The sequence below is a fragment of the Nostoc sp. genome, from assembly GCF_036917535.1.
In the GTDB taxonomy this organism is placed as follows: domain Bacteria; phylum Cyanobacteriota; class Cyanobacteriia; order Cyanobacteriales; family Nostocaceae; genus Nostoc.
This window is the reverse complement of record NZ_JBALDA010000082.1, coordinates 161,572-176,739: the sequence shown is the minus strand read 5'-3', so window position 1 is coordinate 176,739 and position 15,168 is coordinate 161,572. Positions and strand designations below refer to the sequence as shown.

At 41.0% G+C, this 15,168-nt stretch carries 12 protein-coding genes and 2 pseudogenes; 6 read left to right on the top strand and 8 right to left on the bottom strand.

Going from position 1 to position 15,168, the window contains the following annotated elements; genetic code table 11:
• Positions 1-90: 90 nt before the first annotated feature.
• From V7K56_RS26585 to V7K56_RS26570, 4 genes are all read right to left on the bottom strand, one after another.
• Positions 91-1,074: an RNA polymerase sigma factor, RpoD/SigA family gene (locus V7K56_RS26585; protein WP_334915242.1), complete on the bottom strand. Its 984-nt coding sequence runs from the start codon at positions 1,072-1,074 to the stop codon at positions 91-93.
• A 17-nt stretch (positions 1,075-1,091) separates the two neighbouring features.
• On the bottom strand, positions 1,092-2,000 hold the full coding sequence (locus V7K56_RS26580) for a hypothetical protein (RefSeq protein WP_334915240.1): 909 nt from the start codon (positions 1,998-2,000) through the stop codon (positions 1,092-1,094).
• A 146-nt stretch (positions 2,001-2,146) separates the two neighbouring features.
• On the bottom strand, positions 2,147-3,427 hold the full coding sequence (locus V7K56_RS26575; protein ID WP_334915238.1) for a S41 family peptidase: 1,281 nt from the start codon (positions 3,425-3,427) through the stop codon (positions 2,147-2,149).
• A 101-nt stretch (positions 3,428-3,528) separates the two neighbouring features.
• A complete protein-coding gene (locus V7K56_RS26570) occupies positions 3,529-3,915 on the bottom strand; it encodes a hypothetical protein (protein WP_334915236.1) in 387 nt (128 codons plus the stop codon).
• Between the two features lie 371 nt (positions 3,916-4,286).
• Between V7K56_RS26570 and V7K56_RS26565 the strand changes: the two genes are divergently transcribed.
• The 4 genes from V7K56_RS26565 (at position 4,287) to V7K56_RS26550 (ending at position 9,726) form a co-directional block, all read left to right on the top strand.
• The gene (locus V7K56_RS26565) at positions 4,287-5,507 is read left to right on the top strand and encodes a sensor histidine kinase (protein WP_334915233.1); all 1,221 of its coding nucleotides are present in this window, start codon (positions 4,287-4,289) and stop codon (positions 5,505-5,507) included.
• Between the two features lie 3 nt (positions 5,508-5,510).
• A complete protein-coding gene (locus tag V7K56_RS26560) occupies positions 5,511-6,158 on the top strand; it encodes a response regulator transcription factor (RefSeq protein ID WP_334915231.1) in 648 nt (215 codons plus the stop codon).
• Positions 6,159-6,473: 315 nt separating this feature from the next.
• Positions 6,474-8,999, top strand: coding sequence for a sigma 54-interacting transcriptional regulator (locus V7K56_RS26555; protein ID WP_334915229.1), 2,526 nt, complete (start codon positions 6,474-6,476; stop codon positions 8,997-8,999).
• Between the two features lie 388 nt (positions 9,000-9,387).
• Positions 9,388-9,726: a hypothetical protein gene (locus tag V7K56_RS26550; RefSeq protein WP_334915227.1), complete on the top strand. Its 339-nt coding sequence runs from the start codon at positions 9,388-9,390 to the stop codon at positions 9,724-9,726.
• A 166-nt stretch (positions 9,727-9,892) separates the two neighbouring features.
• Here the strand turns inward: V7K56_RS26550 and V7K56_RS26545 are convergent, their stop codons facing one another.
• Positions 9,893-10,849, bottom strand: a complete 957-nt coding sequence (locus tag V7K56_RS26545; RefSeq protein WP_334915512.1) for an Rpn family recombination-promoting nuclease/putative transposase — start codon at positions 10,847-10,849, stop codon at positions 9,893-9,895.
• 352 nt (positions 10,850-11,201) lie between these two features.
• Between V7K56_RS26545 and V7K56_RS37255 the strand changes: the two are divergent.
• Positions 11,202-11,649, top strand: a pseudogene (locus V7K56_RS37255) (transposase); the annotation flags it as partial.
• Positions 11,650-11,729: 80 nt separating this feature from the next.
• On the opposite strand, the pseudogene V7K56_RS26540 reads toward V7K56_RS37255, so the two are convergent.
• Together V7K56_RS26540 and V7K56_RS26535 are read right to left on the bottom strand one after the other, a co-directional pair.
• Positions 11,730-12,794: pseudogene (locus V7K56_RS26540) on the bottom strand (IS630 family transposase).
• A gap of 69 nt (positions 12,795-12,863) precedes the next feature.
• Entirely contained in the window at positions 12,864-13,205 is a 342-nt protein-coding gene (locus V7K56_RS26535; RefSeq protein WP_334915225.1) for a hypothetical protein, read from the bottom strand.
• 182 nt (positions 13,206-13,387) lie between these two features.
• Here V7K56_RS26535 and V7K56_RS26530 point away from each other — a divergent pair, with 182 nt between their 5' ends.
• Positions 13,388-14,122, top strand: a complete 735-nt coding sequence (locus tag V7K56_RS26530; protein ID WP_334915223.1) for a 2-phosphosulfolactate phosphatase — start codon at positions 13,388-13,390, stop codon at positions 14,120-14,122.
• Here V7K56_RS26530 and V7K56_RS26525 read toward each other — a convergent pair whose 3' ends face one another.
• Positions 14,123-14,650: a hypothetical protein gene (locus V7K56_RS26525; protein WP_334915221.1), complete on the bottom strand. Its 528-nt coding sequence runs from the start codon at positions 14,648-14,650 to the stop codon at positions 14,123-14,125.
• Positions 14,651-15,168: the final 518 nt, after the last annotated feature.

Genomic DNA, 15,168 nt, shown 5'->3' with positions numbered 1-15,168 from the left:
AAACTAATAATATTTTTAAATACTTTATTCAGTAATTATATTTAAAATATTTTATAATTTTAATTCAATACTTTGTTTTTTTGCCTATATTTACTTATTACTTCTTAGCTGCCGATATAGAAGTTGGAGAGCTTGTTTTTCTATCTGTCTGACTCGCTCGCGACTAATACCCATGCGCTGACCAATTTGTTCTAGAGAAAGTTCCTCTCCATCTTTCAAACCAAAGTGCAAGTTTAAGATTTCTTGTTGTTGTTTAGACAAAGTTGACAACAAACTTTCAACTTCCTGATTAATAAATTGTTCAGAATTATAGCCATTTTCTGAATATCTATAATCTTCGATTAAATCTTCTAACTTCACATCTCTGTCTGAGTCAACTTTAAGATTGAGAGAGATAGTTTGACGAGCCAAAGTTAGATATTCTCGAATCTGACTAGGCTCTAAAGAAAGTGCATGAGCAATTTCTGTAGTGGTAGCAACACGACCCAGTTTTTGAGATAACTCTCGCTGAACGCGCTTAATTTTATTTAACTTCTCATTGATATGAATGGGTAATCTAATTGCGCGTCCTTGTTGAGCGATCGCTCTAGTAATTCCTTGACGAATCCACCAGTAAACGTAGGTTGAAAATCTGTATCCGAGAGCCGGATTGAATTTTTCAATTCCTCTCTCCAAACCCAAAGTACCTTCTTGAATTAAGTCCATCAGTTCTAAGTTTCGTCTTTGATAGTGCTTGGCAATTGACACCACAAGCCGGAGATTAGACGCCATCATTTTCTGCTTGGCTTTTTTCCCTTGATTTAGCTTTTGAAGTAGTTCTTGTTCGTTTAACTGCATCTGGTCAGCCCATTCTGACAGTGTAGGTGTCCGCTTTAATTCAACAGTCAGTTTTTCGGATTCAGCAAGTATTTTCATCATTTGCTGAACTTGTTGGGCAAAAAAAACTTCTTGCTCCTGGGTTAATAGAGGTATTCGCCCAATTTCTTGAAGATAAGCACGTACTGTATCAGTTGTAAATTGAGATGCTTTGCTTGTATTATTAGATTTGGTGTCTAAGAATGTTAAGTTACTCATGGTGAGTTAGCTACCTATTAATTAAGATATTTTTTATTTGGGAAAAAATGCAGATAATGACTCGACGAGCCATAGACATTTTTATATAAAAACCAGGTATCAAGTACTAACTCCAAAAGAGCAATTAATACCCAAACTGCTAGAGAAACAATTACAGGTAGGCTGAGATCGGGAAACTTCCTTTGCAAATCGATAATGCCAAATAACAGCAAAAACACGAGAGAAACTCCCAGAAGAAAGGACAACTTTACAATTGCGAGAATGAAACGGCTCATCTCTAAGATGCGATTGTAAAGTCTGGAAAATCTTTCCAGAATTTCCTCCATATTATTGATGACCAATAAAATTTGTTGTTGGTGCAGATGGGTAGCTAAAGAGTATTGTTGCTGCACTTGCGTCAATTCATATTCATTCTTGAAATTATCTAAAAGTTCGTCCCAAGGTAGCACCTGAGAGCTAGTTGACCAGACTGGGAAATCCTTTAAATGCAAAGGAACTAAATAGTTAATCAGTGCGATCAGAGTTTTATCAAAATTACTGAGTTCCGGGGGAAGAGACTGAGTTAGACGAATAAGTTGGTCAATCTGAATCTGAAGTGTATAGTAGTCCTCATACCTCCTTTGAGCGATCAACTGACTAGTAAAAGTAAGGAAAACAATTAACACCCCTAATAAAGCAGCTAGAGACTGGGATACAGCAGAAAAGAATTCAATCGCTACCTGTTTAGGTACTGTCAGCCAGGGGGCGTTTTCGCGGATCGAAAAAACCAAGGTGGTAACAAATACAAACCCAACGATCGCTAGCTGATGGTGAGTAACAATAGCGATGACTGTCCGTACTAAAGGAGTGTTACTAAGTTGAACCAGGATTTGCAGACCTGGGACTGGTTCACAAATTTCAAGTCGTTGGGCTTTGCGGGTTGGCATGATAGAAAACTATAGTTCCTAACAGAGTAATTCGTGATTCAATTAATTCAGAGTTGCAATTATAATTCAATTACGAATTACGTTAGCGCAGCGTTAGCGACGCAGGAGCGTCATTACGAATTACGATAACTTGTTGACCATAGTACTTATTTACCACGTTGCAAACTCAGATGATTGGCCCCAGACTGAATCAATTTACTCAGGTCAGCAACAGCGCTAGCATACTGAGGATCGGCTAATGTTCCCAAGGTTTGGTTTTGCACTAAGGCTTTTTGTTGTGCCTCGCTTAACTCCACGTTAATATCTGGGGCAATGCCAACATGATTGATATCTCGACCTTTTGGTGTGTAGTATTTGGCGATCGTTAGTTTCAGCCCGGAACCATCTTCCAGTGGCTCTACGGCTTGAACTAAACCTTTACCGAAAGTGCGAGTCCCTACTAAGGTGGCGCGATTGTCGTCTTGCAGCGCTCCCGAAAGAATTTCGCTGGCGCTAGCAGATCCCTTATCAACCAGTATCACTAAGGGTTTGTCGGTGAGGGGATGTCCCGACGCATTGTAACTTTCTTTCACTTGGTCTCGATTTATCAAAGACACGATCGCCCCTTGCTTCAACCACATACTGGCAATTTGCAAACTTGCATCCAGCAATCCGCCTGGATCGGAACGCAAATCTAAAACGTAGCCCTGCACTTGTTGTTTTTCTAATGCTTGAATTGCCTGATGCATCTCTGCTGGGGCGCTTTGCGTAAACTCTGGCAAACGAATGTAACCAATCTTACCAGATGCTGTTGTTTGCGTGTTGAAAGTTACAGGATGGATAGCAATATTGGCACGAGTAAGTTTGAAAGTTTGCAATTGGCTACCCCGTTGAATCGTGAGTACTACCTTGGTTCCCACCGGGCCGAGAATCCGCTTCACCGCATCCTCAATTTTCATACCCTGAGTTTTTTCACCGTTAATTTGGACAATTACATCGTCCGGCAAAATACCCGCTTTAAAAGCCGGGGTTCCTTGAATTGGGGCGACAACGGTTAAGGCTTTAGTTTTTTGATTTTCTGCCAGTTCCAGCCCTACACCACTGAGATTGCCAGAAATATCGTTATTTAGGGCTTTAAATTCTTGGGGGTCAAAAAACTCGGTGTAGCGATCGCCTAATTTCGCTACCATTTCTTGAATCGCTCCATAAGCCTGTTTCTTGGAACTATAGGAACGGCTAATATACTGCTGGCGAATTGCTTGCCAATCTTGATGGTTAAAGCTGACATCAACATAATTTTTATCTAGGATTTGCCATACCTCATCCACCAGTTTTTGAGAGCTAGGTTGTGGTTTACCTATAGCTTTGGAAGTGTATAAACTAGTTCCTACAAAGATTGCGGCTATAACAGCCAGTTCTATCTTGACGAGCAATTTTTGTTTAAACATACTTTAATTATTGAAGAATAATCCAGAATTCAGAATCCCATAAATGAAAGGTTGAATACCTCAAGAACAGATCATTACTTCTGAATTCTGTTTTGATAAAACTACTGGGAATTATCTTGAGATTTTCCTTTGCGATGGGGATAAGCAGTCTTAAATATATCCTGAATTTTAGTCTTTTGTTCAGCAGTAAGATTTAGGCTCAATACTGCTTTACGCATTCTTTCGCCGTTTTGTAATTTCGTTGACAATTCCTTTACCTGATCGGGGGTAAGAACTGCCTCAACTTGCTTGCGAATTTCTTCACGCTTTTGAGCGCGTTCTGGCGTATTCGCTGCTGAAGAGTTCGTCGTAGAAGTATCAGATACCTTTGTACCAGAATCATTCCCTTGAGAGACATCTGGAGATTTAGAACTGCTGCAACCTGTCATTCCTCCAATTAGGATAGTTGCAAGGAGCAGGGTTGGTAAAATTATCTGTTTTTTAATCATTTACTTCTTTAGTTTTTGTTGTGTGTAATCGGACTGTTTTTACTCAATTTCGGTGAGAAGATGTTTAAAAAGTTGCTGCTTTACTCACACTAGCTAATCTTAAAAGTTGGAATGAGTTGGCACATGAGCTAGAATTCCTAACCTGACCAGTAAAAAAGTACTCTATTAATTGTGACTTTTTTCCTAATTTAGAAATAATTAATTAGTCGGAACGGCTCTACCGATACTATAGACAGATTTGTTATATAGAAAGAGAGTCTCATCTCAACAGCACTTATCTCTCACCTTCCTGTCTTCTGCACCTATTTCCCTCTAAAATAGTGAAAATACCTATGGTTTTGTTACAAAGACCATTGAGTTGGAACAGTTCTATGGTTAGCTTGACCTACCCATCTTTCCGTCTGTTGCTTTACTTAGAGTGGCTGTTATTAGCCACGGCAGTGTTTATGGAAGTTCTGCTGCCGTTTCAGTTGTCCTGGTCTTTGCCGCTAGGAGTTCTGACGATCGCCACTTTCAGCTTGATGGGTTTGAGGCTACCAATGGTTAAGCTGGAAAGCAAATTAATTTATACAGCCCTGGAATTCAGTTTAATTTTGCTGCCAGCAACTCAACATAGCTTATCTCCTCGCTCCGTTTTCCTGCTATGTCTGGTACTGGTAATGCGGAGTTGTCTTATATTTAAGCGATCGGGACAGTTGGCTGTTTTGATTTTATCTCTGCTTACCTATGGAACACTGCTTTTATCAAAACCGATTGTACCTGAGAATTTTATGCCAGATAAGCTGATCGCCATGTCTTGGGATTGGCGATTAAGTAATATATTATTATTTAGCTTAACGTTAGTATTCGCTTTATTGTTAATTAATGCCCTGCTTGCAGAACGCCAAAGTCGAGAGCAGTTAGAAATTGCTCATCAGCAATTAGAGATCACCAATCAACAACTGTGTCAGTATGCGCTACGGATTGAAGATCAGGCAACCTTGCAGGAACGCAACCGAATTGCCCGCGAAATTCATGATGGGTTAGGACACACTCTCGCCGCCCAAACCATTCAGATTAATAATACTCTGTTGTTTTGGCAATCAAATAATGATAAAGCATTGACATTTCTCAAACAGGCAAAAGAACTGGGGGCTGAGGCGCTGCTAGAAATTCGGCGATCGCTTTCGGTTTTGCGTTCAAATCCTTTGCAAGGGCAATCTCTCGAATTAGCCATTGAAAAGCTGCTGACAGATTTTCAGCAAACCACAGGTATTGAACCATCCTGTAAAATTGACCTGCCACACATTTTACCAACAGAAGTAAACACGGCCCTTTACCGCATTGTGCAAGAATCACTGACAAATATTTGCAAACATGCCGAGGCGACAAATGTCACCGTTAAACTTCTGGCTCACGCTGGAATGATTCATCTGTCAATCGAAGATAATGGTAAAGGATTCAACCCCACTCAAAATACAACCGGGTTTGGATTACAAGGGATGCGAGAACGGACAGTTGCACTGGGCGGACAGTTGAATCTCCACAGTCAATTAGGAACAGGTTGCTGTATTTCTGTTTCTTTGCCACTCTCAAAGCTGTTGGTGTTTTAGCTTATGATTCGGATTTTATTAGTTGACGATCAGCATCTTATTCGCCAGGGACTTAAGAGTATGCTTGAGTCGAATGAGCAGATGCAGGTAATCGGTGAGGCGGAGAATGGACAACGGGCACTCGAGGTGATTGCCGCGCTGCAACCCGATATTGTGCTAATGGATATTCGGATGCCCGTGATGGATGGAGTTGCCACCACAAAAGCGATCGCTCAACAATATCCTGACATTAAGGTTCTTGTCCTCACCACCTTTGATGATGATGAGTATGTTTTTCAGGCGATGCGGCTGGGTGCAAAGGGCTATTTACTCAAGGACACCGAACCAGATGAGTTAATGTTGGCAATTCGATCTGTCTACAAGGGACAAACCCTACTCGGCCCGGGATTGTTTGAGAAAGCACTCACGCCGATTGCTGCACCTGTCCCGTCTGTGCAACCCCCTCCAGAATTGTCCCAACTCACGGCTAGAGAATTAGATGTATTGAGGTTAATTGCTTGTGGAGCCAATAACCGGGAAATTGCTGAATCCCTGTTTCTTTCAGAAAACACTGTTAAGAATTATGTTACCAATATTCTCAGTCGGTTGAGTTTACGCGATCGCACTCAAGCCGCTTTATTTGCCCATTCACTTTTTGCTGGACTTAAATAAAATCTGCTTGGGCAAGGAATATTATTGTTCACTAAAAAGACAAATATAGCAATCTTATTTGAGTCGCAAACACCAAGAGGCTCAGATCCCCGACTTATTGAAGAAGTCGGGGATCTTTTTGTTCATAACTCATTTAGGATTGCTATAGATATTTTGATACCAATTTGAAAAAAGAATGCGACAGATACACATCTCCAAAACCTTGTCCTGTCTAGATTCTTAATTTTGAATTTTGAATTTTGAATTTTGAATTGGTATGACATACCCTTTCAGGGATAATTCTTGTTATACAGCAGCCTACAGGGAGAACTAAATATGACATCTCCAGAAACGGTTATATGGCTAAAAGAACGGACGAGTTTAGGAATACTCTCACCTGAAGTGTTAAATGCGATCGCTCAAGTAATTGAAGAACAAGTTGTGCCCGCTGAAACTGACTTAGTTAGTGAAGGCAATTCTCCAGAAGCCCTTTATATTCTTGTAGAAGGTCAACTCGAAAGCAATACCACTAATCAAAGCAACCCAGCTTTAGCTTGTGGATTTCTCCCCGGTGCAGTGATTGAACTCAAAGAATTAGTGTTGGAAGAATTAACTCCATTCACAATTACTACAGTAACCGAATGTCACTTGTGGGTTGTGCCTGCTGCTAAATTTCGGGAATTAGTCAACCAATACCCCGAAATTGCTCAGGCTTTTTCGCGCCAATTGGCTCAAGAATTAGCTCAGGCCACATCTGCACTTGGCTATGAACAAGAACGTTCTATTGCCTTGCGTCCATATTTAGTCACCAAGGCGCAACGGGGAATTGTTGGTACAAGTCGCTATGCTGTGCGGCTGCGGGAGCAAATTCGAGAAGCGGCTGCTGACCGCAAATCAGTGGATATTTTCGGAGAACCAGGGTTAGAAAAAGACAATATTGCAGCCTTGATCCACTTTGGTTCTCCAAAACGGCGAGAACCAATTATTAAAGTAAATTGTGGTATTCTCCAAACGAGCGGTGCAGATTTATTCGGTCGCGCTGGCGGAAAACCAGGATTGTTGGAATGGTTGGGAGAAGGTACTCTGGTTCTCAACAACATCCAAGAATTGCCCGAAGAATTATTACCTGCCGTGACGCAGTTGCTCAAAACTGGTACATATACCCCCATCAGTCGTTCTGGAGATTCAGCCGCCCAACCTCGTCCCAGTCAAGCCAGAATTCTGATTGTTTCAGAAAAAACTCAGCCGACAGTTGAACGTTCTGTTGGTCACGTTATTAAAGTACCACCGCTACGGGTGCGGAAAACTGATATTCAGACACAAGTTGAATATTATACCAATCTTTACACTCGCTCTAGAGGTATTTCTAAACCGCACATTACCCCAGAAGCTTTGCGTCGTCTCCAATCTTATGATTTTCCTGGCAACCTCAGGGAATTGAAAAATCTGGTAGAAAGAGCGATAGTGCAAGCTGAGGGTGCGAATGAATTAACAGAAGAAATTTTCTGGCCAGCCGAAACTAAGAAAAAACGATTTCGGGTGAATCTGTTAAATGCCTCTCCTCGTTTACGGCGGTTTTTACGTAGTGACTGGTGGCCTGATCGCATTAATTATGGTTTTACTGCAACGGCTTTTGCGATTATTGTGGCAGTATTATTTATTGGGCCGCAAACCCGCGATCGCAATTTTGTCTTAAATCTATTTTGGGCTTGGTGGTGGCCTTTCTTCTTATTTCTCTTTCCCTTTTTAGGACGTATCTGGTGTTCTGTTTGTCCCTTCATGATTTACGGGGAAATTACCCAAAAGCTCTCTTTATGGCTGTGGCCTCGAAAACTCAAGCGCTGGCCGAGAGAACAAGCTGAAAAATGGGGTGGATGGTTCCTGTTTGGTTTATTTACCCTAATTTTCTTATGGGAAGAACTCTGGCATTTAGAAAATACAGCTTATCTCAGCGCTTGTTTGCTGCTGTTAATTACTGCTGGGGCGATGATTTTCTCGGCTCTTTTTGAACGACGGTTTTGGTGTCGGTATCTGTGCCCCATCGGCGGGATGAATGGTTTATTTGCCAAACTCTCAATGACGGAACTCCGGGCACAGCAAGGGATATGTTCTGCCAGTTGCACCACGTATCAGTGTTATAAAGGTGGGCCGCAAAAAGGCGAAGGGATGGAAACGAATGGATGTCCCTTATACTCACACCCAGCTCAGTTAGAAGATAACCGAGATTGCGTACTGTGCATGACTTGCCTCAAAGCTTGTCCCCATCGCTCCGTTGAGTTCAATTTGCGTCCTCCTGGTATTGAACTGTGGACAACTCATGTACCCCGCAGCTATGAAGTAGCATTATTGTTTTTGCTGTTGGGTGGTATCTATCTACATCGCTTGCCAGAGTTGCAATCTTGGTTGGGGCTGCAACTAGATTTAACTGATTTTTGGCAGCACTTGGGATTATCGCTGCTAGTGTTAATTATTCCAGCGGCTCTTACCTTCGCGGCTTATGGCTTGATCCAAATGTTCAATTTTAACCGTAAGCCTCGATCATTTATAGAACTCGCTTATGGCTACCTACCATTAGTATTGGGGGGCAACTTGGCTCACTATCTACGTTTGGGCTTAAGCGAAGGTGGGCGGATTTTACCTGTTACCTTTGCTACTCTTGGTTTGAGTGGCGAACAATTGCCAATATTGGTTGCTCACCCTGCTGTGATTGCCTTTTTGCAAGGTACAACGATAATTTTCTCAGTGTTGATCACTATATTCTTAACGCAAAAGATTGCCAAGCAATCACTGCGATCGCTCATGCTGCAACACCTAGCAGCGATCGCTTTAGGACTTAGTATGTGGGCAATTATCGTCTCTTGAGCTTCACACCATTTCACGAAACGCTTGATACAAATGATTTGTCTCTAAATCTTTCCCCCTGCTTTCCTGCTGCCTATTTGATATCAACCTTAAAGTGAAATAGTATTATAGCAGTCGAAGCATAGGTTAGGACTATGTTGGTTGCTGAAACCTTTGATAATACTGAGTTTCTACTCAGACCGGAGCTTCGGAGTCTCCGGCTTTGCTCAGCACGGGCTAAACGCCCCGCTACCGCTAACAGCACTTTGCTATACATCTTCCACCAGGCGGTTTCTAATCGCCTGGGCTAGATGCAAAATGTGAGTTAAGAACATTCTTCCCTACTAACGTGATAGAAAATACTTGTATGATTTATGATTTTTGACTGATAGTATAAGGATTACAGATAATGCACGTTCTAAAAAAATCCATCAAACCAGCAACTTATATATCGTTCCTCCATATCTACCAAACGACTTGGGGCACAGCTGGTGATATTTGTTTAATCCGTGAATCTGTAGCTAATGATAGTACAGCAAAGTTTATCGGGCACAAAATCCAACTAGTAGTTCCAAAAGGGCTGGAGCGCGATCGCTTGGCAAACTGTCCAATAATTAAAGTTGCAGGTAATGTTGGTGACGGACATCCTAAAGAGCATCCCTTGGAATGGGAGGTTTATGAAGGTGTAAATCCAGAAATAGCTCTAGCGGCTCTTAAACCTTGGGGCTTCAAGTTAATTGAGCTTTAATGTGGCAATCTGACAAGCTCAACTTCCTTTCGTTCTTCTAAAATTATTTTTTCCCCTAGCGCCATTAGACATTGGCTCAAATGGAAAAATTCATCTAATAGACATAGGAGTGAAATTAATTATGCGTTGCCCGAAATCCTTGGTAGGCAGAATTCTTAAATTCTACCTACATCATTTTCACTCCTATATCTAATGTACTAAACCAGGCTTCTAAATCTGCGTAGTTTACCGCCGTAGGCATCGCCTGAAAATCCAACAATGCTTCACCGAGATTTTCTAATTGTTCTAAGGAGAGAGTTTCAATTCGGTCTAGCATCTCTTGGGGTAATTCTCCCACCTGTCGAGTAAGTTGACGGAGAATGAGTAATTGCCCTTCTGCTTTTCGTCCTTCTTCCCGTCCGCGTTGTTCTCCTCGTTGTTCGCCACGTTGTTCGCCTTCTCTTAGAATTTCTTGATAAATTACTGACTCGCGCATCATACCCTCCCGAAACAGTTGTCTAATCAAATCTTTTTTGTATTTTAACCCCGCTAATATTTGGGTGTAAGCGGAAATTTCTGCTCGTTGTCTTGGCTCAAGTTGATTAACTTTGCCCACAACTTGTTGCAATAAAGCTTGGGGTTGTGTGGTTGCTGTTAGTGGTGCTAATGGTGAGGCAGTTCGAGTCTTGGCGGTTCCCCTCGAGTCGAAACTGCCGAACCCGAAGGGTAACAAAGCTGGATCATTGAGGAATGGTTCAGGATTTTCTTCCCATAAGCGAATCACACGATATTCATGACGGGTAGTTTCAACACTAAAGGCAGTTTCAATTACTGTTTCTGGTGCAGGGGGAAGCAGTAATACGACAACTTGTGTTATCGGTAGACGATACAAACGATACAAGCGTACCCAATAATCTAGCATCCGCAGGGGTAGGGGTGGCGTAGATTCTAGTTTGGTTTGAAATTCCAGATGGAGAATGCGTCCTTGTAGTTGTAAGAATGTGACATAATCAGCGCGAATTGGTTCAATGCTCAATTCGGTTTTGAAGACTTTCACGCTTGTTTGTGGTGTTCCTAATACCCAACTGGCAAAGGTAGCAGGATATTTTTCCGACAGGAGTTTGCAGAGGTTATCAAAGGACATTGACTGATCGCCAACAATCGAACGAGGTATTGTTATTATCTCGTGCAGTGGTTTGAGTAGGCGATGTCTACGACGGGCTACGCCTACGCACCATCGCTCAAGCAAGCTCATTATTATTTTCTGGGTGTATCTTTTTAAATTCCTGTAGTATTTACATTAACAGGACTTACGCAACTGGCACAGGCAATCGCTAATTTTTAGTACAGATGTATTGAATAAGGGACGCAACTGGCACAGGGCGATCGCATTTATACAAGACATATGTACTAGCAAAGATGGGCTTGCCAACGGGGGCTTGCTAAAATTAGTAAAAGTCATCAGCTGTGTGAAGTCTTCTTCAAATCATGAGAAAGGTCGAGAAGACTATAAAAGAATTGAATTGTTATCTTGGGATGAATTGGAGTTGAAATCAGGTAAAATAGTTAAAATAAAAAAGTTCCCATCTGCTAAAAAAGTGAAACTATTCCGGGTGACTGTCTCGACCGACAGAACGGATTGAATTCGCAAAAACGATTTATCTCAAGATTCTAAGGACGTTGTGCAAAAAGTGTGTAAGGTTCGATGGAAAGTTGAGTCCTGTTCATAGAGAATTAAAGCAATTGACTGGTATTAAATCATGTCAATGCCGTAAGGGTCGTATTCAAAGAAATCATATTGCCTGCGCTATTTTAGTCTGGCTTAGGCTGAAAGATTTAGCTTATAAAACTGGTTAAACAATCTATCAAATTAAGTATGGATTGTTATCAAATTATTTAGTTCAGCAACTAAAACGTACGGCTATTCCCATGTTTATCGCCTAGTTCTTTGGTGCGCGGCGCGGTTACACCGCGCCATTGCTTGTGACACTTGCGTAATATCATGTCCGGTAAATTACCCATAATTAAGCTGCAAGTTCTGGCCACCAGTGAAAATGGGTTAAACCATGTACAAAATCAGGTTGGTCAATAATTTGACGACAACGTTGAATTAAAATTTCCTCAACCACGCCCTTGACTTTCAAAACTCCGATTAGCAATCGGTTCATTTGTGAGCGTCCACAAACGTTCTGCAGGCTATAATTCTGGAGAGTGAGAAGGCAAAAACTACAAGTGTATACCTTGTGGAATCTTGACTTTGGTGCTGGAATGCCAGCCTGCTTGGTCAATAACTAAAACTACCTGTTTTTTCTCACCAATGCCAAAGTGTTGAGCAAAATCTGCAAGTACTTTATTAAATAGTTGAATGTTAACGTAAGGTATTATCCACCAATATGTTTGACCTGAGTGTGGATGAACAAAACCATAAAGCCATAACCACTTAAAACGCCAATTCACATTTGCTGTCGGTACTGTCCATTCATCTACCCAAATACGTCGGATGAGTGGCTTCAAACCGACCCGGTGTTCATCCTGCGCCCATACCTCTACGTCGGATTCTGGGTTTTGTGTTTGTATTTGTTCGACTTTGGTCTGTAGATTTTTTTTCCACTGTGCCTGTTCCTCAAGGCTCGATTCTGTATGTTCTGGTCGCGGAACTCTTAAACGAAAACGCATTTGCTTAAGATATTCCCCTACTCTTGGTGGCTTACAGGATGACCAATTAAATCAGCAATCCAGTCAGCAACTTTTCTACCATTCCATTGTCCTCCAACTGAAGGAGGCTCTTGTAATGCCTGCCATAATAATGCTTGCTGTATATCGTCTAAAAGTGGTTTACTACTTCCTTGATTTAATAGCCTTTGATCTCCCAACGTTTCAACTTTGCTGCGGTTGTAACCCCACACCAACTCATAAATCCAACTCCGGCTATAGCCTGTGACTGCTGCTACTTCTTGTGTACTCATCCCTTTCGCTAACAGCCAAATTATTTGGTAATGCGTTCGCAATACTGGTTCTTTGCCTTGACGATAACCTGTCTCTAACTCTTTCACACTTAGATGTGACTCAATTTTTATGACTTTTGGCATTGCGATCGCACTATTTCATCTATCTCTATTTATATTATGGGTGATTTGCCGGACATGATATAAGTCCTGTTACTTTGTCTCATTTTGCAAATCAATTTGACTCCGTTCAGCTTCTATGTATTCCAGCACCTCAGCAAAAAGAGGGTTATATTTGTGCATTCCTGTAAATTTCATCCAAGGATGTTCGGTTTGGGGACGTTCAATTTCCAAAGTCACTATTTCTGGTTTTCGCTCTTGTAAAAGTTGAATTAGTTTCTCTATTGCTTCTTCTTTAGTCACACCAAAACCTTTAAAATTTGGCAAGCCTATCACTGTCGCACTAACTTCGCCATCTTGTTGATTTTCAATCAGCACATCATAAGTTAACTTGGGTACACTATTGTTAGGATAAGTTTTTACAGTTAAATTCATAATATTTTGAACCTAGAAGTTTTATATTGATTATAACTGCTAACCTTTAGTTCGTAGTGTTACCGTAGCGTCTCAAAGAGAGGCTGAAGCTCTCAAATTGGTATGCTAAACGTTTAATTATTTACACTGCCTTACTTATCTATGGTTTTATTTTTATAATATTATCTTTTGCGATCGCTCCAATGATTTACAACCAATCAGAGTTTAATTTACGCTGTGAATGGGGGTCACAAGGAGTTGCTCAACTAGCTCCCATCAGTGATGTAGTTGTGATAGTTGACGTTCTCTCTTTTTCTACTTGCGTAGAAATTGCCACTAACAACGGCGCGATAATTTTTCCCTACGCAATGAGAGATGAATCTGTTATAAATTATGCCAAATCAGTACAAGCAGAGTTAGCAAGTCATAGACAACGTTGGACTACAACTGGATATTCCCTCTCACCAAAATCGGTGACTCAGATTCCTACTGGAACTAGACTAGTTTTACCTTCACCTAATGGTTCTTTTCTGACTTTACATACAGGGAATACACCAACTTTGGCTGGTTGCTTACGAAATTGCCAAGCTGTAGCGCAGTTTGCTCAAAACTGTGGTGATAAAATCGCTGTGATTCCTGCCGGTGAGAGGTGGAAAGAAGATGGTAGCCTCCGCCCTGCATTTGAAGATTTGATTGGTGCAGGGGCAATTCTCAGTTATTTAAATGGCAGTTTATCACCAGAAGCCGAAGTCGCTGTGACAACATTTCAGGCTTTTCAGCAAGACTTATTGGGATACTTAAAAAAATGTAGTTCGGGTAAAGAGTTGATTGAAAAAGGTTTTGAGTCAGATGTTGAACTGTCTGCCGCTTACAACATAAGTGAATGCGTGCCTTTGTTTACTGAAAATGCTTATGTAAATTCCAGAAAACACAATTAATTAAACGTCGCACTGATTGGTTTGACAATATTTTGCATTATTTATAAACTGCAACTTATTTAAAGGAATCATCTGCAATGATGACCCACCTTGCACCTCAGCAGCGATGTAAGCAAACTTTTGCCCACGATAAAACTGGTCACGTCCAACTTTGGTGATATAGCGGGACTTCTGGAAGTCATTGGCAATATTAAAATTATAAATATTTTGTAACAGTTTGACTGCATTGGCATTTTTTGTGGTGAATTTGAGGCGTTTATCACCACTAACAGTTATGCCTTCTTTAGTCACTGTCCCATTTTCAGAAGTGACATCAGCATAAAAGTATAAATTTCCCTTTGTACCGTCATAGCCGTGGGCTTCGCTGTTGTATCTCAGAGTTGGTAATTGAGGTCTAGTCTTTGCCCACTTCACAACGGTATTGATGTTTTGCTCTGGAAGCGCATTTGCAGGAGTAACAGCCAAAATAACTGCGATCGCAGATAGAGTAGCATTGAATAGATAGTTAAATTTACAACTTTTGTGCATAGTATTTCCCCTATATATAAATACTGACTATTTACAGATTAAACCACCACATATTCAGAATTACTTTCTGTGTGGTGTTAGTTATGAATATGATTTTGTAAGTAGCCAAAATAACTTAGTATCGGCTAATGACCACTGTCCATCAACTAAGTACAAAATTTTATTAATTAGTAGTAAATTCTCTGCGTGCCTCTGCGCTCCTACCCGGCAGGAAGGCGAAACGCCTATGCGTTTAAATAAAAAAGAAATAGCTAGACAGTTCTCGACCTACTACTCAGTTACAAAACTTAGACTTGATCTCAAGCAAACTGGAGTATGCACTTTTAAGACTGGAGACATTTAAGATACAGGTTCTACACACTTCTTAATAAACCCGCCTTGAGAACGCAAAACGTTTTAATCTAAAAGCTAACTGGGTTAATTTACTGGCAATTTTGCAGGCAATACTCTCAAGCTTATAAAGCATAGACACAGCGATGTGTCAAGCCTCAAAACAATCCAGACTTAACATATAAACG